We start from the raw sequence: 25370 nt of genomic DNA on the forward strand, positions 1-25370 counted from the left end.
CCTCACTCTTTACGCACTCCAATGCGATGGACGGGACAACAATTTCGGCAATTTCGTATGCTTATCCCCTTTCGCCGCATTAATTTGAACTTGCGTAAGAAAAATACAATTTGTAAAGTCTGCTCCGCGAATATCTGCATCTCGTAAATCTGCTCCAATGAGATCTGCCCCTCGTAAGTCTGCTCCATTTAAGTTTGCCGCAATTAAGTAAGCTCCTCTTAAATTTGCACCTTGTAAATCTTTCTTTTTCAGATTTGCTCCCATAAGGTCTGCTCCGCGGTGAATGATTCGTTTCTTACGCGCAGTATTCATTTCCTTCCATACTAATTCGCTCGTTTCTAAAAGAAGAATGTTCACCTCTGCCCTATGCATTGGAACATTTATTTTCATTAACTCACCTGGATTTAAATTCGAAAGTCGCTCTGTCTCCTCAATTGCGGTCTCCAGCTCTTTATGAATTGGCTGTGTTGCCTTTAAAAGAATCGCTTCATTCAAATACCAAAGCATTTCATGAAGTTGATGCATAACCGGAAAAGCATCGTACATTTTTCTTGCATGCTTTGCATCTTTCCTCCAATCAATCCCTTTAAACGTACCCTGAGAAATCTTCTGCCCAGCACCGAAACACTCAAATACTGTACAACCTTTATAACCTTTTCCTCTAAGATTTTTATGTATACTACATTTAAAATCTGATTGTAAGTTGGAACATGGTTTACCACCATCTTTATTCACTGCAAAATCTACCGATGCTGCGAACGGTAATGCAACGCAACATAGACCGAAGCATTTTTCGCAGTTTGCTTTTAAATGATCATTATGATTAGTCAAAATCTATACCCCCTGTTGTCTTTTGACTATTTCATAATATTCCAACTGTAATAAATAATCAATTTTAAAATAAACCGGCATCTTTCGTTTCAATTCATAACTTTATCATTCGATTTCCTTTCAATTGAAAAGGACTATTTCTATTCAATGAATTATAATTAAATTATAAATTTTCTAACTAAAAGGAGACTTATTATGGCACTAGAAATGAAAACAAACTGTCAAATTTGTGATCAATCGCTCGAACAAGATTCTGAAGCATACATTTGTGTATATGAATGTACATTTTGCGCACCATGTACAGAAGAAAGACAAAACGTTTGTCCAAACTGCGGCGGCGAATTAGTACGTAGGCCGAAAAAGAAACAATAAAAAGCAAAGCGATATCGCTTTGCTTTTTATTGTTTTCTGAGTATATGAAATTATATCGAACACAACTTAAACATTTAAAAATTTCACACAAACAGGCTCTGGCACAGCAACATCAGATTGTAAAAGTGTTAACTTTCCTGTAGATTCATCTCTTGAAAATAGCACAAGATTATGTGACTTTTCATTTGTAGCAACAAGGAACTTTTCAGTAGGATCTAATACAAAGTCTCTTGGCCAATTTCCTTCTGTAGATGTGTGTTCAACAAATGTAAGCTGACCTGAATTTTGATCTACGCTATAAACAGCGATACTATTATGACCACGATTACCTGCATATACAAAACGGCCGTCAGAAGAAATATGAATCGCACTTCCTTGACTATTTTCATCAAATTGTTCTGGAAGAGTAGAAATATACTGTAATTCTGTAAAGGAGCCTTCTTCCGAGTTATATGTTAGCGCAATAACCTCTGAACTAAGCTCCGTCATTACATAAGCGTATTTTCCATTTGGATGAAAAGCAATGTGTCTTGGTCCACTTCCCGGATTCACAGACAGGCTATTCACTTCTATTAATGTACTATCTTTTATTTCATACGTAATTAATTTATCTATCCCTAAATCAACACCTATCACATATTTTTCATCAGGAGTGTACCCCGCGTAATGTGCATGTGGTTTTTCTTGTCTTTCTTTATTCGGACCTGAACCTTCATGTGCCATAATAGATGCAGCAGGATTTACAGTTCCATTTTCTTCATTTACTTCAAAAGACTCAATCGTTCCTTTATGGTAATTTGCTGTAACTACTGTATGATTTCCACTATCAACACTAATATGACAAGGAGAAGCCCCTTCTACTACTTGTCTATTTTTCGCTTTTAGTTCTCCAGTATGACTATCAATGGAATAAGCAGCTACACCGCCAGATTCGCCTTCCTTAACAACGGAATAGAGATATTCATTATTTCGGTTAATCGTTACATATGTAGGGTTATCCAACTTAGCGGCAAGTGTTACATTACCAATTTTTTTTGCTTCCGTGTCTAAAATAAACTTATATATTCCTTCACTATTTTCTTTCGTGTATGTTCCAACATATCCGATAAACTCTTTGTTATCCTTCATTTTCATAACCCTCTCTCCCTATATTTTTCATTCATCATACTTCTTAAAATATTTTATGTTGAAAGAGTATCCTAAAAAATCGGAGTACCTCTTTATACGTTACCATATTTTCTTGGTAAATAGCTTTTAAACCCACTTTTTTTGATACGCTGCTATACTTTCATATTCTTCTTCCAATTGACGGGACAAACGGATATAGATTGGCGTTAAATCTTTATATTTTTCCACACTTTCCATGTTTGGCTCATGATGAAAATCTGCACCTACCATTTCAGAAACTACATGTAACGTATCTACTTCACCTAAACTATATAAACCGAGGATGGCAGCTCCTAAGCAAGAGCTTTCGAAACTTTCAGGAACATATACGTCTTGATGGAAAATATCCGCCATCATCTGTCTCCAAAGTTCCGACCTTGCAAAACCGCCTGTCGCTTGAATTTTTTTCGGTTCGCCAATGAGTTCTTTTAAAGCGAGAAGAACTGTATATAAGTTATAAATTACTCCTTCTAAAACAGCACGTATCAGATGTTCTTTCTTATGATGCAATCCGAGTCCAAAGAAAGATCCTCGCGCATTTGCATTCCATAAAGGAGCTCTTTCCCCCGCTAAATACGGGTGAAATAATAAACCGTCAGATCCCGGATTCACTTTTGCTGCTATTTCAGTAAGCACCTCATATGGATCTTTTCCTAAGCGCTTTGCAAGTTCAATCTCTGAAGTGCCCAATTGGTCACGAGCCCACCTGAAAATCATACCGCCGTTATTAACTGGTCCACCGATTACCCAATGGTCTTCAGTTAATGCATAACAAAAAATTCTACCTTTTGGATCTGTTACAGGACGATTTGTTACAGCACGTATCGCACCGCTTGTACCAATTGTAACAGCCACAACGCCAGGATCTATTGCATTTACACCTAAATTAGATAGTACTCCATCACTCGCTCCTACTACAAAAGGCGTAGAAACAAGTACATTCATCTCTTTGGCAAACTCTTCATCTAATCCTGTTAAACTGTGCGTTGTTGGAACAAGCTTTGAAAGCTTTTCATCTGTAATTCCTGCTACATGTAAAGCCTCTTCATCCCACTTTAAAGATTTTAAATTGAACATTCCTGTCGCTGATGCTATAGAATAATCAACTACATACTCTTTATATAACTTGTAAAAAACATATTCTTTAATAGAAATGAATTTATAACTTTTTGCGAATAACTCTGCCTGCTCATTCTGTAGCCAAACTAATTTCGAAAGTGGTGACATCGGATGAATTGGTGTCCCAGTACGAAGGTAAATTTCATGACCATTCATATCATTCTTTATTTTCTCTGCCCAGTTTGCACTTCTATTATCTGCCCAAGTGATACATCTCGTTAACGGCTTTCCCTTTTCATCTACAGCAATGATACTATGCATTGCCGAACTAAAAGAGACACAAAGAATATCATTCGGCTGTACACTACTTATTCGTACAGTTTCTTTAATCGTATTTATTACTGCACGAAAAATTTCTTCTGGGTCTTGTTCTGCTGTTTCAGGTGTAGGAGAATATAAAGGATATTCAATTCCATGACTAGCAATAACAGATCCATCAGTAGAAAATAGAACTGATTTTGTACTAGTTGTCCCAATGTCTACACCAATCATATATTTTGAGCTCACCATTTCTTCCTCCTAACAAAAAATTGCTACAGTATCCCACCATAAAAATACATTCCTTTTATCTATTAATAACGTTGTATGCCACAATTATCTAAATAGAAACATCTTTATCTTAAACAAACATATCGAGTAGTAAAACGCCTCCAAAAGCGATAAATGAAAGTAACGTTTCTAATACTGTCCATGTTTTAAATGTTTCTTTCACTGTTAAACCTAGGTATTCTTTTACCATCCAAAAACCAGCATCGTTTACGTGTGAAAACATTAATGCTCCTGCACCTGTTGCAATAACGAGTAACTCTAAGTTCACACCTGTCGTATTTTCAACGATTGGCGAAACGATACCCGCTGCTGTTGTTAAAGCGACTGTCGCTGAACCTGTCGCAATTCGAATTAACCCAGCTACTATAAATGCTAATACAATTGGAGATAGAGCTAAATGCTCAGACATTTGAGCAATAGCATTCCCTACCCCACTATCGATGAGAATTTGCTTAAATCCCCCGCCGGCACCAATAATCGCAACAATTGAACCGATTGGTAATAAGCTATCTTCTGTTATCTTCTTAATAGCTTTTTTATCGATACCTTGACGAAATCCAAGAAAATAGAACGCCGCAAAACATGCAATCAATAGTGCAATTATAGGACTACCGATTAATGTGACAATCTTCATCAAAGTATTAGAAAGAGGCACATAAGGAGCTGCTGCAGCTAAAACCATTAACATAACAGGTAACAATATAACTAAAAATGAAACTCCTATTCCTGGTAATTTCGTTGATTTTGTATTTACACGAATCAATTCTGGCTCATTTTCAGGAATTACACGTTTGTGAATCCACTTAGCGAATATAGGACCTGCAATAATCGCTGCAAAAAATGTAATAATGAGTGAATACATTAGTACCTTTCCAAGATTCGCTTTATAAATACCAATTGCAACTATGGCCCCTGGATGCGGAGGAACAAGACCGTGTACGACAGATAGCCCAGCAATTGCTGGTAATGCTATCAATAAAATATTTTGTTTCGTTGTTTTATGAATTGAAATTACTAACGGCAGTAATATTAAAATGCCTACTTCAAAAAACACCGGGATTCCAATAATAAAACCTGCAATTAACATAGCCCATGGTAAGTTTTTTATCCCAAAGGATTTAATAAAGAACTCTGCCACTTGCATTCCAGCACCTGACTCTGCCATCATTTTCCCTAAAATTGTACCCAATACTAAAATACCTACTAAATGCCCGAGAACACTTCCGACTCCCGTTTCATAAGCACTCACTATTTTATCCATTGGCATTCCAGACATAATTGCTAAAAACAAACTTGCAATCGTTAAACTAATAAACGCATGCCATCTCCACCACGATACCCCTAAAATAACAATTACAATTGATAATAATGTAATAATTAAAAGGTACATATTCATACGCAATTTCACCCCTTTATGTAAACCCTTTCAAAATTACTATACAATTAAGAGCACCTATATAGTTCTTTCATGAGTAAGAATTTATATATCGATATACAAATCATCTTCACAAAATAATAATTTATACAAAAAGAATCTCCCTTATCAGAGATACATGTTAACTACTCTCTCTGATAAGGGGATTTCTCTTTCATAATTATAATGTTATTTTATACATGCTTCATACGAGCATATTTTCCTTCTTCAAAAGTGAATGACACTTTCTTCTCTTGCTGTTTTCACGTAGTAAGACTACAAACTCAGGATCCAGTTTAAACGATGAAGTTACTTAAGATTTGTCCTCTCATGAAAAACAATTTTCGGAAAGCACCTTCGCTTTCATACATTATAATTTAGGCGCTTTCGCCCAATCAGCAGCAAATTTCTCAATACCTTGGTCTGTTAATGGGTGCATAGCAAGTTGTTCAATTACTTTATAAGGAATTGTTGCAATGTGAGCACCTGCCATCGCTACACGAGTTACATGATCTGGATGTCTAACAGAAGCCGCAATAATTTGTGTATCTAGTTGATGAACATCGAATAATTCAGCAATTTTAGCAACTAATAATACGCCATCTTCAGAAATATCATCTAAGCGTCCTAAAAATGGAGAAACGTACGTTGCACCTGCTCGAGCAGCTAAAAGTGCTTGGTTCACCGTGAAAATAAGTGTAACATTCGTTTTCACACCTTTTTCAGTAAGGTAGCGACAAGCTTCTAATCCAGCTAACGTCATCGGAAGTTTAACTGTAACTTTTTCATCGCCACCGTTAATTTTAATCAGTTCTTCTGCTTGGGCGATCATCTCTTCAGCTGTAACAGCATCTGGCGTTACTTCTGCCGAAACAGATTCAACTTTAGGAACTGCCTGACAAATTTCTGCAATACGGTCTTCAAATTTAATGCCCTCTTTTGCTACTAAAGAAGGATTCGTTGTAACACCAGCTAAAACTCCAAGTTTATATGCTTTTTTTATATCCTCAAGATTTGCAGTATCAATAAAAAATTTCATGATTAATTCCCTCCAGTTTTTAAACGTTGATGAGTTACATGTTTAATATGCTTATCCCGTAAAAGCCCGATTGGTGTGGAATGAAGCCCCTACTTATTACAGTTTCACTTTATTTCTTTTCTACTGCATGTCCACCAAATTCATTGCGCAGAGCTGCTACAACTTTTCCTGTAAATGTATCATTGTCTAATGAGCGGTAGCGCATTAATAGAGACATTGCGATAACAGGAGTTGCTGTTTGAAGGTCTAATGCTGTTTCTACTGTCCATTTTCCTTCACCAGAAGAATGCATAACACCCTTAATCTCATCCAGTTTTGCATCTTTAGAAAATGCATTTTCTGTTAATTCCATTAACCAAGAACGAATGACTGAACCGTTGTTCCATACTCTTGATACTTTTTCATAATCGTAGTCAAATTCACTTTTCTCTAGAATCTCAAATCCTTCACCAATAGCAGCCATCATACCGTATTCAATTCCGTTATGAACCATTTTTAAGAAGTGACCACTACCAGCTTTTCCAGCATATAAGAATCCATTTTCTACAGCAGTATCGCGGAAGATAGGTTCAACGATGTCCCAAGCTTCTTGATCTCCTCCGATCATGTAACAAGCACCATTACGAGCTCCTTCCATTCCACCAGAAGTTCCTGCATCCATAAAGTGAATGCCATCTTTCTTTAATTGCTCATATCGGCGGATAGACTCTTTATAATGTGAATTACCAGCTTCAATTAAAATATCTCCTTTTGATAAAAGTGGTGTAACCTCATCAATAACAGAATCAACAACAGCGTGTGGTACCATTACCCAAAGAATTCTTGGTGATTGTAATGACTGAACAAGTTCACTTAAACTAGATGTACCTGTTGCCCCGTACTCTTTCATTTCTTCTACTGCGCTCGTATTTAAATCAAATGCTACTACTTCATGTTTATGATCCATTAAATTTTTCCCTAAATTTAATCCCATTTTACCTAACCCAATTAATCCTACTTGCATAATATAATTCCTCCTCAAATCATCTTTTATTAAAAATCCATATCACTACAATCTGGAATACCTTTCAGCACTGAAATGTTAATATGTACAGAAAGGTATTCACAGTCATAGCTTAAGAATTCAACACATTTTTTGTAATTTGAACAACATTTTCTGTCGTAAATTCAAATAGATTCATGACTTCAGCTCCAGTACCTGAAGCTCCAAATGTTTCAATTGATAGTACTTTTCCTTCTTGTCCTACATAACGTTCCCAACCGAGAGATACACCCATTTCAAGAGATACTCGTTTCGTTATAGAAGACGGAAGAACGGATTCTTTATATGCGTTCGATTGGTAATCGAATAGCTCCCAGCTCGGCATTGCAACGATGCGAACAGAAACTTGATCTTCTTCTAATTTTGCTTTCGCACTAGCAGCTAAGGGTACTTCAGAACCTGTCGCAATTAAAATTACATCCGGATTTTCATTCGTTTGTGTTAATACGTAAGCTCCTTTAGAGAGATTCTCTATGTTCGCTTTCGTTTCATTAAACACCGGTAAATTTTGACGGCTCAGTACTAAAACGACCGGACCATCCGTTTGCTGTAAAGCATACGCCCAAGCACTTGCTGTTTCATTTGCATCTGACGGACGGATAACTGTTAGACCAGGAATTGCTCGAAGAGCTGCCAATTGTTCAATTGGTTCATGCGTTGGACCATCTTCTCCTACAGCAATCGAATCATGTGTAAATACGTAAGTAACAGGTAACTTTTGCAGTGCAGCCAGTCGAATGGACGGACGAAGATAATCATTAAATACAAAGAATGTACTTACGAAAGGTTTTACTCCTCCATGAAGCGCCAATCCATTCGCTGCAGCGCCCATTGCATGTTCACGTACACCGAAGTATATATTTCGTCCAGCATACGATTCTACTGCATATACTGCTTCACCTTTTATATCTGTCATCGTAGAATGAGAAAGATCCGCACTTCCACCGAAAATAGAAGGAATCGATTTCACATAATGATTAATAGCTTCCCCACTTGCAACACGAGTAGAAATTGTTTTTTCAGTATCAAAGGATAGAATGTCTTTCGCTTCAATTAAAACCTCACCTGTAATCGCTTTTTCTAATTCATCTGCCAGTGTAGGATTCGCTTCTCTGTATAAGTTGAACTGCTCATTCCAGTCATTGTCTTTTTCAATACCTTTTTGTTTTAGTTCATTAAAATGAGTTTTTACTTCTTCAGGTACAAAGAAATCTTCCTTATAACCCCAACCATACACTTGTTTTGTCGCTGTTGCCTCTTCTACTCCAAGCGGATTACCATGTGCTTTGTTCGTTCCAGCAACTTTTGGACTTCCATAACCTATAATGGTTCTAATTTCTATAAGAGTAGGTTGATCCTTATTTTCTTTCGCTAATGTAATAGCTTTTGTAATAGCATCGACATCGTTTCCATCTTCAACTCTTACATATTGCCAATGTACAGATTCTACCCTTTTCTGAATATCTTCAGAGAAAGCAATGCCTAATTCACCATCAAGTGAAATTTCATTTGAATCATACAGTACAATTAACTTGCCAAGTTTCATATGTCCTGCCATTGACATCGCTTCATAAGCGACACCCTCCATTAAGTCACCATCTCCGACTAAAGCATACGTATTGTGATCTATAATAGAGTGACCACCCTTATTAAACTTTGCTGCTAAATGAGCTTCTGCCATTGCCATTCCGACAGCATTAGCAATCCCTTGTCCTAACGGGCCTGTAGTCGCTTCAACTCCAGGAGTATGACCAAACTCAGGATGTCCTGGTGTTTTACTATTTAACTTTCTGAAGTTTTTCAAGTCATCAATTGAAACATCATATCCAGCTAAATGAAGTAGACTATATAACAGACTAGATCCATGTCCCGCCGATAAAACGAAACGATCACGGTTAAACCATTCTGGGTGATTAGGATTGTAATTTAAATGATTCGCCCATAATGCATAAGCCATTGGTGCTGCTCCCATCGGAAGACCTGGATGACCTGAGTTTGCCGCATTAATAGCATCAATCGATAACGTACGAAGTGTATTCACTGCTAATTGATTTATGTTTTGTGTCATAGTAATCGTCCCCCTAAATGCTTTCATTAAAGAAAGTACTTATTTTTCCGTCTCTTGATCTAACCACCATTTAAATCCACTTTCTTGCAACAGTTCATTAGACGCTTCTGGACCATATGAACCAGACTCATATTCATAAAGCGGTAATAAGTTTTCCTCGAACGCTTCAAGAATTGGTTGTACCCATTCCCATGACAATTCAACTTCTCTCCAATGTGCAAAGAATGTAGCGTCTCCACTCACAGCATCATGAATGAGTCTTTCATACGCTTCAGGTACTCCCACATCCGCTTGCTCACAAGTAAAGTTAATACGCATCGGTTCAATTTCTCCATTTTTCAATGGATTTTTACTGTTTAACTGTAATGAAACGTTCTCACCTGGACTAATTTCAATTATTAACAAGTTAGGTGCTGCATTTGGATTACTATCTTGATATTGCTGTTTTAACGTATTTTTAAATTCAATTACAATACGAGTAGACTTTTCTTTCATTCGTTTGCCTGTTCGTATATAGAAGGGAACGCCAGTCCAAAATGGATTATCGATCCACAGGCGAGCAGCAACAAATGTGTCTATGTTAGAAGAAGGATTTACTCCTGGCTCCTCTTTGTATGCTACAACTTGCCCGCCTTTTATCTCACCTACAGCGTATTGTCCGCGAATGATATGGCTTTGAACGTCTTCTTTTTTCACTTTACGAAGCGTTTCCATTACCTTTCGCTTTTCCTCTCGAATTTCACATGCATTAACCTTTTCCGGCAGATTCATAGCAGTCATCATTAATATTTGTAACATATGATTTTGAACCATATCTCGAATGGCCCCTGCCTGGTCATAATATCCTGCCCTTTCTTCAACCCCAACTGTTTCACTCGCTGTGATTTGTACATTCGCTATATGTTCTTTATTCCAAATTGATTGGAGAACAGGATTTGCAAATTCTAATGCTTCAAGATTTTGAATCATCGGTTTACCTAAATAATGATCGATACGGTATATCTCGTCTTCTTCAAACGTGCGACTAAGCTTATCGTTAAGCTCACGAGCAGATGTAAGGTCGTGCCCGAATGGTTTCTCAATCATCAGACGTTTCCATCCATCCGTTTTATCAAGTCCGCTTTCCTTAATATTTAAAGCAATGGTCTCGAAAAATTCAGGAGCAACGGAAAGATAAAACATTCTATTTCCTTTTATATGTAATTCTTCTTCCCTTTCACGAACGACTTGTAATAACCTCTCATAGTCTTCCGGCTTACTCACATCTAATGGACAATAGCGAAAATTATCTAAAAAACCTTCCAGTTCTGGAGTACCTTCTTCTCTATGACGGGAAAACGTCTCTATTGATTCTTTTATTCTTCCTTGAAAATCTACATGAGATACTTGACGTCTCCCAAGCCCGATAACGGATATTTGCTTTGGAAGTTTTTGATCTCTATATAAGTTATATAGTGCGGGGTAAATTTTGCGTTTCGCTAAGTCCCCTGTCGCTCCAAATAAAACAAAGGTCATTGATTCCAATTTTAGTCCCCCTCTTGTTGTATAATCCTTGTCAATATTTTAAAAATGAATTGTACAGAAGCTCATGTTTTATAAAAACAAAGAGTTATCAAATTCCAATTCTTTTTATGCCTTTCGCTTTTTAATTGTCCCCAATATTAATAGTGGCAATTCAAAGCATTTCTACCACAACTTACTTATTTATAGAATTTAACGGAATATTTTATATCTAATTACTTTTAGTAATTAGATAATCTTATGTCTAATATATTAACCACATAAATTATTATCGTCAATAAAAATGTCTTGAATTACATACGATTTATTTCGTAATACTTTTCTAAGTGTATTCCTAGTTACCATTCATTTTCAAAGATAATGATCGATACGATAAATATCAGTTTAATCAAAACATTCAATTAATTTTTGTTAAACTCACGAGCAGACGTTACATTATAATCAAAAGGCTTCTCTATAATAAGACGATTTAATCCTTTTGTAGCCCACAATCCACTTTCCTTAATATTTAAAGCAATGACATCAAATACTTCTGGTATAACAGATAGGTAAAACATACGGTTTTCAGGAATATTTAATTCTGTTTCACGCCTCTTTACAAGACTCAACAAATCTTGATAGTCCTCTACATTCGCTGTATTTAATTGACAATAACGAAATGTGCTAATAAATCCTTCTACTCCTGATTCGTCATCAGTAGATCTTCTAGAAAATGTAGCAATGGATTGTTCTACCTTTGTTTGAAATTCCACATCTGACATTCCCCCTCTACCAATACCGATAATTGAAATAGATTGCGGTATATGTTGATTACTAATTAGTTTGTATAAAGCATGGTAAATTTTGCGTTTCGCTAAATCCTCTGTCGCTCCGAATAAAGTGAAACTTTAATTAGCCCTTACCAATCTGGCTTTTACAAGCAGCCCAACTCCCACCTAACTTCTTTGCTTTCGCTGAATTTTGAGGCGGGGGTCTTACTGCCCGGCAAATAGCGGCATAACATTCAAAAAAACCTTGCAGAAAAATTCTACAAGGTTTTTGTCTATACATACAAATTAATCACTATATTAAAATAAAAGAGTTTATAATTCATCACAATACTATTAAATATAAGCTGCTTTAAAGGCTTGTTGGACAGCTTGTACTTCTAATGAATCTTTACCATATAAGTTCGTTGCTACACGAATACAAGCTTCTTTTAATTCTTTAAAGTCAGAAGTCATATTTAATTCATCCGTATTTGCATAATAGAAAATATCAAACATTTTATCTTCTCCAATGCCATGTACGTTTACTCCATTATGGTTTCCACCACTAGCAATCAAGTAAGCTACTTTATTAATAATGCTAGAGTTCGTGTGTACACCACCATGATCGTGGTCAGCATCAATAGGTAAGTTATTATAATGTCTATAGTCCTCCGGATATCTAGAAGAGATAGATGATGGGTTTTTCATATCTCTAAAAATACGACCTGATTGTTCTCCCATTGTCCAATTGAACTTTCCGTTATTGGCATACTTTTCAACTGCTACTCCTAAAATATCAGATAGAGCCTCATTAATTGCACCAGCTTCTCCTGCGTACTCAAGTCCAGACTCATTTCTTGTAACCGCGTGTGTAAATTCATGTCCTGCCACATCAAATGCTCTAACAATTGGATCTCCGTATACTAGCATAGCTCCATTACTAAATGCATTAAACCACTGCTTAGGATTTCCTTTATTCGTACCATTTGTATTCCAGCCATGAACGACAGAAATTACTTTTTGTCCGTTATTATCAAAGCTGTTACGCCCATATTTTTCTTGATAAAAATCATATACTTTCGTTGCTAAATAATGGGCACTAACTGCTTTAGGATCAGTAAAATTTGTAGAATTACTTGTTACTAAATCATCGAGATAACCCCATACATTTCTTCTATAATTATTATAATCTTTATAATTAGCAGTGTATGTTTCAATTCCCTTACCACGAGAATAATCTGCAAGCATGTACGTTCCATCACTTCGCTGCGTAATTCCAAACGTACGATTAATACCTAAGTCATCTTTTCCTGTACCTGTTAATTTTGAAGGATCTTGTGATTTATTTGCTGTCGCAGATTGGACAATACTACTATCTACTTGTATACCCAATTTTTGAACGAGTTCTTTTAATAGATTACCACCAAAAGCATCAATTAATACTGTACCCGATACATATTCAGGTGTAGATGCACTAAAAGTAATTTGATATGCGTTTGTAGCTTTACTTGTATTTTCATCTACATATACTACTTGTTTAATTTCTGGTTCTTCAACAAATGTGAGATTATTCCCATAAATGTTAAAGAGCTGTTTCTTTGCATCTTCTTCTGATAGAGTAATAGGTTGTTTCAAATCTTCCTGTTGTTGTAGATCTTGGGCGCTATCCCCCGAAACACTCGTAAGTACACCATCATCATTAATATGTGCTGTTAATTGATATCCGTATACATCACGTCCTTCATATGTTTGTTGAAGACGTACCAATGTAGTACCATCATAAGATTTACGACTTTGCGTAACATTATAATTAACTTTGGATTCAGTATTAACTTGCTTTGATGATAATGCTTGTTCTGTTTTTCCTTTTAGCGCATCCTTTGCTACATTTTCTGCCGAATTTTGAGAAGGTGCTGTTAAATTACCTGTTCGGAACGTATCTTCCTTTGTTTCCACTTTTAAATCTTCTGTTTCCGCATGTACTCCTCCATAAGGCATAATCGCCGATAACACCACTCCTGTAGTTAAACCTACCTTTACGAAATTATTCATATTTTTACTCCTTTATAATCGTATTATCAAATTTAAAAAATGTATTTTAGAATTTTAAGCATAGATAAAAAATTTTAACTATAGCCAATCGTTTTTACATACCTCTACATATATAGGTTAATAGATTGGTTTGCTACTTTTTTAGATTCAATTCATTTCTCAAAAATTACTCATTATATAAGCTATCTTTATATTTATTCATATACGTTATTTTTTGTGGTTCTGATAACATATTTATTGCCATCCACACATTCTTTTTCATTTCTAATTTTTGCATTGGTATCTCTTTTAAAAACTGATTACCTATAATCGCTTCCATTTCTTCATCAATTCTTTGTATAAGATTTTCTTCTGGATTATTTTGCAAAGAAGTATTTTTCAATCCCCATTTTGTTATTATAAATTCATTCGTTTTATTCATAGGATTAATAATAGTAGCTTTACTAGTTAATCGTTTTTTTATTTCATCATGATAGATTTTAATTCTATATCCCTCTTTTAGTGGAATGATATCTTTTACAATTATTACATTTGTTCCTTCCATTTCCTTCGTATAAATTTTTTCACCTTTTTCATTAAAGACCTCTATCGATGCATATTTTTCACCTGCATAATAGCTATGAGGCGTTTTAGTAGTAACCGTAAAAACAGCTCGCTTTTGCTCTAAATCCGTATTTAATTCAGCAAATTGGTCATCTCCTAACCCTAGGAATTGGATCGTTTGATTTACCAACTTGCCCACTTTCATTTCGTTAACATCAATAGTTAGACTATTATCTTTTTCTTTTACATAGGCATAATACGAACTGAAATGATACATAACATCTGTTTTTCCACCTGAAATCTCAACTGTATAAACCCCATTTGGTACATCTTGTAAATTGATATCTGTTGTTTCGATTGTTTTCTCTTGAATAACTATATTCCCTTCTTTTAATTTAATTTTTCCTCCTTTCAATGTATCTATTTCATTTGTATTTAAATGGATATGCAAATTCCCTTTTAGCCCAAGTGAAGCAATTTGCTGATTTGTAACTATTTCAAAGTTAGAGTTTATAAGAATCTCAGAATCAACTAGTGCTCTTGCTTTAGCTAATTGTGATTCAGGCACTATATAAGCTAAAGAAGTAACAGCCGGAAAACCTTTCGCCCTATTCATCTCTATTTGTTTATGATTAAGCTTAAAGCCCCATCTTTCAAATACAGGTGTAAAATCAACTCCTCCATTCTCACTATAATACTCATTCATCAAATCTGGTAAAGAATGGTCATCTTTTTTGAAAGCAGCATTGCTAGCTAGTTTTCGATAACCTTGATACATTTTTGCAAAAGCTTCATCGCCAGCTTTTTGTTTCGCCATCGTTAAAAGAATAAGTTTTTGTCGTAAATCTAAATCATCATAATTTTTATTTTCTTTCATTAAAGCATTATATAAATTCCGTTCTACCTGTTCCTTTTTCCCGAAATTAAACAACCAACCAACTTGATCTGCTTTTTTGCCGTATTTACTATATTGATATTGAACACCAAATAGATTATTAGAAACTTCTCCTGTAAATATTCCTTGATTATCAAAACCAGCTTGGTATCCATGAGCGATTTCATGTAAAGTTCCCCAACTCAGTTTATCTAACCACATTTTTGTACTATCTGAACTATTCGCTGTCCAATTTGTGCCATAATAAGCACCGCCAGCACCAGATATATCTGCTTTTAAAAAATAACGATTTTGACTTTTTTTATTTTCAAACGCTGAACCATCTAAACCAATAATTGAATCATACATCGCAAAAATATCTTCATAATACGCAATTAACTCATCCAACGATTGAAAATCTTTTAAAGATCTTACTAACTCTTTATCTTTTTTAGGTACAAATAATTGAAAACTCTCCCCTTGAATTAACGCATACTCTCCATCAAATTGATCCCATGTACTAAAAAATTGAGATACACTTTCTTGTTGTTTATAAATGGGAAGAGGCTTAGTAGCACTTTCATTCCCTACTTGGTACTCAAGTACAGCATGCTCTTCACCATACGGAGTATCTATGAAAGGAACTAAAGGCGTATCACCTTGAATGGTAACCCATTCATTTCCTACTTGTATGGATTTTTCATTTTTTGAGTCATTAGACAATAAACGTAATGTTAATTTGTCTTTAAAATTAGGATTCGTTTGTCTTACCTTTAGTGGTGTATTTCTCTGCAAAATAAGCCCTAAATCTTGTCGATCGTGATATTTCCCCTTACTTATGCCCGCCTGAAATATCCAAGTAGGCTCTTCTAAACTAGTAATTTCTTTTACATTTGTCCGTTCATCAGCATGTAAGTGTATATTTCCTATGAGGAAAAACATTGTATACATTATGCCTATAACAAGTAACCTTTTCATTTACATATCTCCTTCTCTATTTTTTATATACAAAATACAATAAAACCCTCCTTCTTCACTTATAACTGTCGTCAATAAGTTACTTATCAGTGTAATTATTATAGTTACATTAACTCGTGATTATCAATCATTAAACGTATGTAATTTTGCATATATGAATATTTTGTGATAAGTTCCAAAATATCGTATAATTATCAATATTTTTTCAGACATTATTCAATAAAAAAACACGAAGACTCTTAAGTCTTCATGTTTTTTATACATGTTATTACACTTGTAATTGAATTAATTACTAAAATCTTTTTAATCGTAAAAAATCAATTATTTTTAGGCTAATAGCCATACGTAAACTTTTATGATTTACTCATCCTTTTTGTTCTGTAATATTAAATTTTGAAACCAATTCCGTTAATTCTTCCACCTTTTCTTTCATTTTGTTGGATTGGATTGATATTTGTTCAATTGATACGGCCTGTGATTGAATTGAATTTACTGTTTGAAGAGTCTCCTTTTTCACATCCGTAGCAGTTTCAGAAACTAGCGAAAGAGAAGCATTTACTTCTTCTGTACCAGCAGACATCTCTTCTGTCGCTGCGGATACTTCTTGAATTTGACCTGTAATCTTAAGCAGCTTCTTTTCCTTCTACTGCCTTTTGTTGTCCTTTTTGCATGACATTAACTGTATCTTGGGTATCTTTTTGAATCGATTTTATTAAATGATTAACTTCTTTTGCAGATTCTTTAGATTGCTCAGCCAAGTCTCGAACTTCTGCGGCAACCACTGCAAATCCTTTCCCATTCTCTCCAGCACGTGCCACTTCAATAGCGGCATTTAAGGCAAGAAGGTTCGTTTGTTCGGCAATATTAGTAATTGCAGCGAGAGCTGTATCAATCTGTTGTGTACGTGTAACAAGTTTATTTATTACTTTTGATGTTTCCTCGACAACATCATGCACACTATTCATTTGAAGAATAGAGTGATTTATCACTTCACTACCGATATTTATTCGTTCTGTAGTCGTTACTGCTACCTCAGCGACTACTGCTGAAGATTCAGCTACAGTTTGCACCCCGGTTGTAATTTCTTCCATTGAGGATGGGCTCTCCTGAATACTAGTTACCTGTCCTTCTATTTTTGTTTTTACTTCTAGAACAGTCTGTACAACCTCATTTGAAATACTAGACGCTCGATTTGTATCTTGTACTACGCCCTCCGTAGGAAAAATAACCTCTTGTGTTGTCATCTTAACATTCTCAATTAATTGTTGAAGGTTATCTAACATACTATTAAAAGACTGAACAATATGCCCTAATTCATTATTTGCTTTATAAGGAGTACGTGTTGTTAAATCTCCAGCTGCTACTTTCTCCATATCATTTTGTAGTAATGCAAGTGGTTTTCGGATAGTTAATTTAATAATATATCCAATTAATATAATTATTAAAATTGCTAAAATCGAAATACTAACAAACATTATCATTGTATTTTGAGCACTATTATTATTTTCCTTCTGTAAAAGCTCTGCATTATTACTATTATATAAAATCAATTCACAAATTGATTTTATTGATTTTTGCATATTAGGTTCAATCTCTTTTAGGTAATATGCATATACTTCTTCATTATTAGATTTTCCTAATTCTTGTGCTTTCTTCATTTGAGTCCTTAATTCATTAAATGTTTCATGAAACGTGTTATATAATTCTTTTTCTTTAGTAGAAATAAGTTTAGCCTCAAACTGCTTTAAAAGATGATCATTTTCTTTACGAATTCCATCCATTTCTCTTATTAATTCGTTCATTCTTTTTTCATCTTTTGATAACATTATTTCCATAAAGTTCATATTAACGTGATAAAAATTAGATTCTACAATCCCAATCCACTCAATTGGTAGTAAATTATCCTCATACATATTAGAGGAAGTACTTTTCCCTCTTTCTAATCCCCAAAACCCTATTAGGGATAATACTATACATGCAATACTTGATATCGTTATTAATATGTTTAGTTTTGTACCAACCTTACTGTTTCTTAATAATTCCAATTTCATATTTTTTCATTCTAATATATAGTTTAAATAATGTATTTTATAATAAGAATCCAAAAATTCATGATTATGAGCACACCCCATTAAATCTTGAACTTCTCATCCAAAATATCCACAAATATTGTGGCACCAGGGGAACCTATCATTGATATATAAATTATACTTCCATACAAGACTAGCTTAAAAATATTTTTCTTATTGCTCATTTTTCTATTTCCTCTCTATTAGAAGTACTTCTAGCACATCACACTAATAAAAACGATAGTATTAAAAAAATAAGGAAAGACATAACACCTATGTCTTTCCTCTAAAATTGTAACACTCAATATGCTCTTGGCTCTATTTGATTTTCCAGTTAAATCCTCGCATTTCTTTCTTTATAATATTTCCTAACTCCGTCCAACTTGTAATTCGCGGGATATTGAGATGTTGATTGTAAGAAGTATTTTTTGCATACACATTTATCGGTTTTCCTATTAACGTTTCTAAGACTGCCGGCTTATCATCAAAGAAATAGTTTAATTTTATTTCTTGTATGAAGTGTATTTTTTCTTCATCCTTCATTCCATAGAAAAAGCGATCTTCATGTACCGGAAAACCTTTTTCTATTAACCATTTTTTTGTTTGCTCTCCATGCTCTTTAGGTCGCGCTGTTATATAGTATATTTCATGTCCCTGTCTTTCTAATTCTTGCAATGTCTCTACTGCATATGGAAACGGTGAACAAGAAGTATAATAAATCTCATCCAGCAAACTATTCCACATATGACTACCTTCCTCCGAAGTCATGCCAAATGCTTCATGAATTTCAATTGTTTTTAAAGAATGAAATACATCCAATCCTACTTTTTTGTTTAATTTTTTATTATATAAATGAAAAGCATGCTGCCTTAAATCAATTAACGTATCATCGATATCAAATCCAAACTTCACTCTTCATCGCTCCTTTCTGCAATCCATTTATCGGAAAATATAAGTAGTTTTTATTCTCCTTATTTCTCACCTTTCTGATATTCTGGGTAACCAATAAATCTATAATCTTTTCCAACCTGGGTAAATGATATATCCTTAAATTCAATTGCATCTTGCATTTTAGTAATACCAGCCCCCTCTACAAAGCTAGGCGCCATTCTACCCCCAATCATTTTAGGTGCAATATATAAAATCAGTTTATCTATTAATTTATTTTCAATAAACGAAGCATTTACCTCTCCACCACCTTCAATAAGCAGGGAGGAAACTCCTTTTTCCCCTAAAACATCAAGCATTTCATATAAGTTTATATGCTTTTCTCCGCTAGTAACAAATACTTTGACTCCTGCATTTTCTAATGCTTTCTTTTTTTCCGCTGCATGATTACTTGTTGTAAATATCCAGGTAGGAGCTTCTCCATCTGTAATAACGTTAGCTTCCATTGGTATGCGTAATGTTGAGTCCAATATTACTCGAATTGGATTTCGCCCATTTGGAATACGCGTTGTCAATGATGGATTATCCTCTTGTACAGTATTTGCTCCTACTAAAATGGCTGCATTTTCATTTCGTATTTGGTGTACTTCCTGTCTCGCTTCTGTAGATGTGATCCACTTACTATCCGATAAAGAAGTAGCAATTTTCCCATCTAATGTAACTCCTGATTTAATCGTTACAAATGGGCGCTTTGTCAAAATATATTTATTAAAGACTTCATTCATCTTTTTAGATTCTTCTTCACACACTCCTACAAGTACTTCAATACCTGCATCTTGTAGAATTTTAATTCCACGTCCAGAAACAAGCGGGTTTGGATCAAGTGTAGCAACTACTACCTTCTTAATTCCTGCTTGTACAATTGCTTCTGCACAAGGCCCTGTTCTTCCATGATGAGAACAAGGTTCAAGAGTTACATAGATTGTACCACCACGCGCCTGTTCTTCCGCCATACGTATCGCATGTATTTCAGCATGTGGTTCTCCAGCCTTCATATGTGCTCCGACCCCTACAATTCGGTTATCATTTACAATTACAGATCCAACCAATGGATTTGGAGTCGTTTGTCCCTTCATAGCCTTGGCATTTTCTAGTGCTAGCTTCATATACAATTCATGCTCAAGCATGTAAGTGGTCCCCCTTCAAAATGTCCAGAACGCTGAATCTTCGTTTGCAAATATTTCTCATTAAACTCTGAGACATCACCCCATAACGGTTCACGACTCGTAACATTTAATCCAGCTTTTTGTAACGCTTCTAATTTTTTCGGATTATTTGTAATAAGTTTTACAGGTTTTGAGCGTAGCGCTTTTAATACTTCAATTGTATCATCATAGTTTCGAACATCATCTTCAAAACCTAGGTTCAGATTAGCTTCTACTGTATCTAACCCATTTTCTTGCAAGAGGTACGTCATAGCTTTACTAAACAAGCCAATTCCTCTTCCTTCATGATTCGCTAAGTAAAATAATGCGCCTGAACCATGTTCTGTAATCATTTGTAAAGACTGCTTTAATTGGAATCCACAGTCACAACGTTTACTACCAAAGATATCACCGGTGTGACAAATACTATGCATACGAATTAGGGCATCTTCAGAATTCTCAAAATCACCATATACAAGCACACTAGATTGCTGCATATCAGCTAAATTAATAGATGAAAGTTTTTCAATAACCCCTTCTACACTATTTGTACCCTCACTACATTGTAACCAAGAATACCATTGAAAAACTTTAGTCTCCCCATATAAATTAATTGGCAATTTGATAGGGCCTACTAAATAAATATCCTTTCCATCTTGATGTATAAATTGAATTTTATCTTCTAACATATGAATTGTATCTGTTGTAACCATTAGGTACCTCCTAGTATAGAGAATCTCTAAAATTCTCTTCCATTGTTATATTTTTTATTGTTTAACTTACACAACGTAAGTGTTTTTACAGATGCTATTCTTTTTTCTCTCAGCTTATATGCAATATGTATCATTACAACTTTGGCCATTTAAAGAAAAGAGTTTTAGTTACATAAAACAACTTAGTTACTTTATGTAAGTGAGTATACATTCGTAATTAATTTACGTCAAGTAATTAATTATAAAAACATTTGTTACTAATAGTAAGATGTTATATAATTTATTTTAGGAGGTGAAGGAAAATGAATGATTCTACATTATGCCCTCGCTTTGAAAAAGGAATGAAATTTTTTAGTCAACGATGGACAGCACTAATTATTTACCAACTTTTTTCTGGATCTCAGCGCTTTTGTACGCTTGAATCTTCTCTTCCTGTTAGCGGAAGATTACTTTCAGAAAGATTGAAAGAATTAGAACTAGAAGGAATTGTCGAACGTAAAGTCTTTCCTGAGACACCAGTTCGTATAGAATATTCTTTAACTCAAAAAGGATTTGCTTTAGAAGCTATTATTCGCGGAATAGAAGAATGGTCACAGGAATGGATAGAACTTGAGGAATAACATAAAAGCTTTTTCGTATATAGTTTTAAGTGTCAAATTACAGATACCTATTATTAAAACGCTAATTTTTCAAGCATTTATGAAAAGCTAGCGTTTTTTAATAAATAAAATGTAAGAAATAAAGCAAGGTGATCAAAACGATCACCTTGTTACCTTACAGATTAAAATAGTGTTTTAAAATCTTTTATTCATACATACTCGATTAATAAAAAAACGAATAAGTTTTTTTATTACTAAACAGTTTTATTTTTACAATACAGTTAGCTTCTCCTGCTATTTGCGGACAGTAAGACCACCACTGATTAAATTTCTATTTTATTACATTCGAATATTACTTATGAAATTTCACACGCTCTTCAAGTGGTTGGAATTCTTTTTCACCTGGTGCAGCTGTTGGATTACCAAATGGCATTTGTGCAATTAGTTTCCAATTAGCAGGGACATTCCATTCTTGTTTTACCTCATCGTCAATTAATGGATTATAATGTTGTAAAGATGCCCCTAATCCCTCTGCTTCTAAACCTGTCCACACGACTAATTGGTGCATACCTGATGCTTGGTGTGACCAAATTGGGAAGTTTTCAGCATATGCAACAAATTTTTCTTGAAGCGATTTAACGATAGCCTCATCTTCAAAGAATAGTACTGTTCCATAACCAGCTTTAAAAGAATCCATTTTTTGTTGCGTTCCTGAGAATTCTCCATCTCCAACTACTTTTCTTAATGTTTCAGTTGTAATATCCCATAATTTATCATGAGCTTCACCAAATAATACAACTAATCGCGCAGTTTGAGAATTGAAAGCTGATGGAGTATATTTCACAGCAAACTCCACAATTTCTTTAATTTTTTCATCCGATACTTGTACCTCTTTGTTAATTCCATAGTAAGTACGTCTTTCTTTCAGTGCAGTATAGAAATCTTTTGTCATAATTCCATTCCTCCTAAGTTTTAATATTCTTCAAAAGGATACATCTCAAAGATAATATGCGTTTAAATGAGTTCATTTTTGAATCATTGAACTTCCTATCACCCATTGCCAGTCATTCTAAATCTAAACACACTGCTTCCTTCAGTTTCCCTAAAAAAAGCCTTATAACATCATTCATAAAATCTAATCATCATTCGGTATTATTTTACCCATTCTCTATTCATGTATCCTGCTTGTTTCATATTTACACAAACATGAAAATAAGCTTAAATTGATAGTTAAAAAGCCAGGTAGCATGAATAATGCATTACCTGGCTTTTTACATTTTAAATTTAACTAAATATTACTAACGAACTGTAGTAGAAACCATACTGGTCACTTATTTAATAATTAACATCTCATAAGAATTTACATATTAGTAATTGCTTATAATACTCCATTATCTAATATGAAAGTATAAAAATACTTTCATTACTGATTCAACTGATTTTTCACCGCTCTTATAACCAATTCATGATCTTCTTCTGGTGGTAATCCTGAAACTGTTATCATTCCAATAACCCCTACGTTTTTTATTCTGATAGGAAAGCATCCACCAAACGCAGCATATTCCGAAGTATCTAAAAGATATTTTTCATTATATGAAATTCCAGTTATTTCACTTTGTATCTGCATATAATACGAGCTACGATCATGTAGGGAAACGACTCGTTTTTTACGCTCAATCCATTTCGTATTTTCCTCATTTGTCCCTGTCATCTTGAAATGAAATAATTGCACACCATTTTTCGTTATATCAACAGCAATCAATTTCCCCTCTTTCTTCGCTGTTTCAACGATAAATAAACCTATTTGCAAGGCATCTTCATTTGTAAAAGAGGAAAATTGAAGTGTTTCCTCCTCTTTTAAAATTTGTTTACTTATTTCATTCAAATTTGAAGTACTCATATCTTTAACCTCCATAATTGTTTTATGCCACACCGACATTTTTTCGAAATTATTAGGCCATATAGTACAACCTTTCAATCAATTTGATTCTAAATAAACTACTGTAACATCTTTGGTAACTAGTAGTACCGTAAAGCTTGTTTTCTTCTTACTGGTGCTATTATGAATGACATTCAAAGTTATAAAAAGTACTATTCTACTTATCCCTATCTTACAGAGACTATTATGAAATATATTTAACATCTTAAAAATGTATGTACTAAAGAATAATATTTTTAATCACTAACTTTTTTGATCAATCGTTATAATCCAATTTCATCAAAATTTTTATCAATTATTACACTATCCAACAATAGGAGGAAACAAAGATGGATGAAAATATATCCAAAAGCTGAAAAGCAGTTGAGTCCCTTGAGAGAATAGTTATAATTCACTACATATAGAAATAAACATACAAAAAACGCCATCCTTTCCTATAATTCTAAAGAAAGAATAGCGTATTCTTTTCAAAAATGATTTCTTTTATTGAGAAAATTTGATTCTATATTATACATAAAAGGGCAACCAGTGCTAAAACAGCTGGAAGTCCTTGTTTCACAATAATTGATTTATTAGATGTGAAACCTCCGAAAATAGCTGCTATCACCACACAAATCACGAAAAATAATTGGACCATATAACCAATTGGATTGAGCCCAAGTACAAGTCCCCAAATGAGACCAGCCGCTAAAAATCCATTATATAAACCTTGGTTTGCAAACATAATGGCTACGTTTCGATCTCCTTCTAAATGCTTCGGTAATTTGAAAGCACGTTTTGCTACTTTTGAATCAATAAAAAACATTTCAAGGATCATGATAAACAAATGTTCTAATGCTACGATCCCGACTAAAATAGCTGCGATTATTTCCACACTATTCTGCCCCCTACACTCTCTATTCTTTAATATTCTCCACATTTTTTTGCATCTGTAATAGAACATGAATAAGTATTTTGCGTTCTTCTCCACTGATATTTACGAACATTTCCTTCATAAAATGTTCCTTTTCTTTCCTGTCAAAACATTAATTGATATATCAATTATTGATGCATCAATTAATATACACCTCTCTTTTTATTTTTGCAAGTTTTTTTGCTCAATTGGTTTTATTTTGTTCCAGCAACTTTAAACCAATTCAAAACATCAGTTTGCATTTCTAGAAATCATAATTACTTTAAGTTCATTCTAACAATCATATTTAACTAAATATATAAAAGAATTGAGTTATATCTCCATCAATTTATAAAAATTAATTTTTTCTAAAAACAGATACTTTACGTTTTTTATAGTAATAAAAATCATTTTTTGTTTCAGAAGCAATCCATTTTGTTAGCTTGATGGGAATAGGATAGCACCCAGATGACGAACCAATTATCTTTCAAGAAGACGGCTAGAAAACTGGATTTGGTAGGGGAGTTGCCTACTTCCCCGATCCAGATGGTACTAATTTAGAGCTAATTGCTCCAAAAAGGCCATTCAGACATGAATAGTTAAAATAAATTAATACCGAAACAAGCCACCTTCTGCTGAAGTGACCCCCGAAAGTTAGACAGGTCGTTTCATTAGGCAGCCTCTAGGGTATGAGCCCGGTATTGTACTGGGCTCATACCCTTTAATTTTGCCTTAATTCTTTTATGA

19 protein-coding genes and 3 pseudogenes are annotated in these 25370 nt (G+C 34.2%); 3 read left to right on the forward strand and 19 right to left on the reverse strand.

Features of this window, described 5'->3' with window-relative positions; all coding sequences use genetic code 11:
• Positions 1 to 9: 9 nt before the first annotated feature.
• Positions 10 to 831, reverse strand: coding sequence for a pentapeptide repeat-containing protein (locus MR143_RS23950; RefSeq protein ID WP_000181433.1), 822 nt, complete (start codon positions 829 to 831; stop codon positions 10 to 12).
• Positions 832 to 1026: 195 nt separating this feature from the next.
• Here MR143_RS23950 and MR143_RS23955 point away from each other — a divergent pair, with 195 nt between their 5' ends.
• Positions 1027 to 1203, forward strand: coding sequence for a DUF1272 domain-containing protein (locus MR143_RS23955; protein ID WP_001162791.1), 177 nt, complete (start codon positions 1027 to 1029; stop codon positions 1201 to 1203).
• 66 nt (positions 1204 to 1269) lie between these two features.
• Here the strand turns inward: MR143_RS23955 and MR143_RS23960 are convergent, their stop codons facing one another.
• From MR143_RS23960 to MR143_RS24025, 15 genes and pseudogenes are all read right to left on the reverse strand, one after another.
• Positions 1270 to 2337: a lactonase family protein gene (locus MR143_RS23960; protein ID WP_000782215.1), complete on the reverse strand. Its 1068-nt coding sequence runs from the start codon at positions 2335 to 2337 to the stop codon at positions 1270 to 1272.
• Positions 2338 to 2457: 120 nt separating this feature from the next.
• The gene (gene gntK, locus MR143_RS23965) at positions 2458 to 3999 is read right to left on the reverse strand and encodes a gluconokinase (protein WP_002181319.1); all 1542 of its coding nucleotides are present in this window, start codon (positions 3997 to 3999) and stop codon (positions 2458 to 2460) included.
• A gap of 109 nt (positions 4000 to 4108) precedes the next feature.
• Complete coding sequence (gntP, locus tag MR143_RS23970; RefSeq protein WP_001057598.1) at positions 4109 to 5434, reverse strand: gluconate permease GntP; 1326 nt, start codon at positions 5432 to 5434, stop codon at positions 4109 to 4111.
• 388 nt (positions 5435 to 5822) lie between these two features.
• Positions 5823 to 6491, reverse strand: coding sequence for a fructose-6-phosphate aldolase (gene fsa, locus MR143_RS23975; protein WP_000667679.1), 669 nt, complete (start codon positions 6489 to 6491; stop codon positions 5823 to 5825).
• A 109-nt stretch (positions 6492 to 6600) separates the two neighbouring features.
• A complete protein-coding gene (gene gnd, locus MR143_RS23980) occupies positions 6601 to 7494 on the reverse strand; it encodes a phosphogluconate dehydrogenase (NAD(+)-dependent, decarboxylating) (RefSeq protein WP_001195925.1) in 894 nt (297 codons plus the stop codon).
• Positions 7495 to 7606: 112 nt separating this feature from the next.
• Positions 7607 to 9601, reverse strand: a complete 1995-nt coding sequence (tkt, locus tag MR143_RS23985; protein WP_000193053.1) for a transketolase — start codon at positions 9599 to 9601, stop codon at positions 7607 to 7609.
• Between the two features lie 39 nt (positions 9602 to 9640).
• On the reverse strand, positions 9641 to 11125 hold the full coding sequence (gene zwf / locus MR143_RS23990) for a glucose-6-phosphate dehydrogenase (protein WP_000445369.1): 1485 nt from the start codon (positions 11123 to 11125) through the stop codon (positions 9641 to 9643).
• A 381-nt stretch (positions 11126 to 11506) separates the two neighbouring features.
• Positions 11507 to 11964 (reverse strand): annotated as a pseudogene (locus tag MR143_RS23995) (glucose-6-phosphate dehydrogenase).
• A 261-nt stretch (positions 11965 to 12225) separates the two neighbouring features.
• Positions 12226 to 13923, reverse strand: coding sequence for a M4 family metallopeptidase (locus MR143_RS24000; protein ID WP_001058950.1), 1698 nt, complete (start codon positions 13921 to 13923; stop codon positions 12226 to 12228).
• 166 nt (positions 13924 to 14089) lie between these two features.
• Entirely contained in the window at positions 14090 to 16318 is a 2229-nt protein-coding gene (locus MR143_RS24005; RefSeq protein ID WP_000826240.1) for a putative mucin/carbohydrate-binding domain-containing protein, read from the reverse strand.
• A gap of 364 nt (positions 16319 to 16682) precedes the next feature.
• Positions 16683 to 16898: a hypothetical protein gene (locus tag MR143_RS33525; RefSeq protein WP_002164104.1), complete on the reverse strand. Its 216-nt coding sequence runs from the start codon at positions 16896 to 16898 to the stop codon at positions 16683 to 16685.
• Between the two features lie 43 nt (positions 16899 to 16941).
• Positions 16942 to 18369: a methyl-accepting chemotaxis protein gene (locus tag MR143_RS24010; protein WP_002164105.1), complete on the reverse strand. Its 1428-nt coding sequence runs from the start codon at positions 18367 to 18369 to the stop codon at positions 16942 to 16944.
• A 336-nt stretch (positions 18370 to 18705) separates the two neighbouring features.
• Complete coding sequence (locus MR143_RS24015) at positions 18706 to 19299, reverse strand: 5' nucleotidase, NT5C type (RefSeq protein ID WP_000668228.1); 594 nt, start codon at positions 19297 to 19299, stop codon at positions 18706 to 18708.
• A gap of 59 nt (positions 19300 to 19358) precedes the next feature.
• A complete protein-coding gene (gene ribD, locus MR143_RS24020) occupies positions 19359 to 20462 on the reverse strand; it encodes a bifunctional diaminohydroxyphosphoribosylaminopyrimidine deaminase/5-amino-6-(5-phosphoribosylamino)uracil reductase RibD (RefSeq protein WP_046945744.1) in 1104 nt (367 codons plus the stop codon).
• A pseudogene (locus MR143_RS24025) lies at positions 20455 to 21193 on the reverse strand (GTP cyclohydrolase II). Before MR143_RS24025 ends, ribD begins: the two are co-directional and overlap by 8 nt.
• A gap of 302 nt (positions 21194 to 21495) precedes the next feature.
• On the opposite strand from MR143_RS24025, the gene MR143_RS24030 reads away from it, so the two are divergent.
• The gene (locus MR143_RS24030) at positions 21496 to 21813 is read left to right on the forward strand and encodes a winged helix-turn-helix transcriptional regulator (protein WP_001000104.1); all 318 of its coding nucleotides are present in this window, start codon (positions 21496 to 21498) and stop codon (positions 21811 to 21813) included.
• A gap of 331 nt (positions 21814 to 22144) precedes the next feature.
• Here the strand turns inward: MR143_RS24030 and MR143_RS24035 are convergent, their stop codons facing one another.
• From MR143_RS24035 to MR143_RS24045, 3 genes are all read right to left on the reverse strand, one after another.
• Positions 22145 to 22744, reverse strand: a complete 600-nt coding sequence (locus tag MR143_RS24035; RefSeq protein ID WP_000158943.1) for a nitroreductase family protein — start codon at positions 22742 to 22744, stop codon at positions 22145 to 22147.
• A 471-nt stretch (positions 22745 to 23215) separates the two neighbouring features.
• Positions 23216 to 23731 (reverse strand): heme-degrading domain-containing protein, encoded by a 516-nt coding sequence (locus MR143_RS24040; RefSeq protein ID WP_116777641.1) that lies wholly within the window; start codon positions 23729 to 23731, stop codon positions 23216 to 23218.
• A gap of 502 nt (positions 23732 to 24233) precedes the next feature.
• Positions 24234 to 24605: a DUF1304 domain-containing protein gene (locus MR143_RS24045; RefSeq protein WP_000402471.1), complete on the reverse strand. Its 372-nt coding sequence runs from the start codon at positions 24603 to 24605 to the stop codon at positions 24234 to 24236.
• A gap of 482 nt (positions 24606 to 25087) precedes the next feature.
• On the opposite strand from MR143_RS24045, the pseudogene MR143_RS24050 reads away from it, so the two are divergent.
• Positions 25088 to 25222: pseudogene (locus MR143_RS24050) on the forward strand (VOC family protein); the annotation flags it as partial.
• Between the last annotated feature and the right edge of the window lie 148 nt (positions 25223 to 25370).

Origin of the sequence: Bacillus cereus group sp. BfR-BA-01347, from assembly GCF_022663835.1 — a bacterium.
GTDB classification, from domain to species: Bacteria; Bacillota; Bacilli; order Bacillales; family Bacillaceae_G; genus Bacillus_A; species Bacillus_A thuringiensis_K.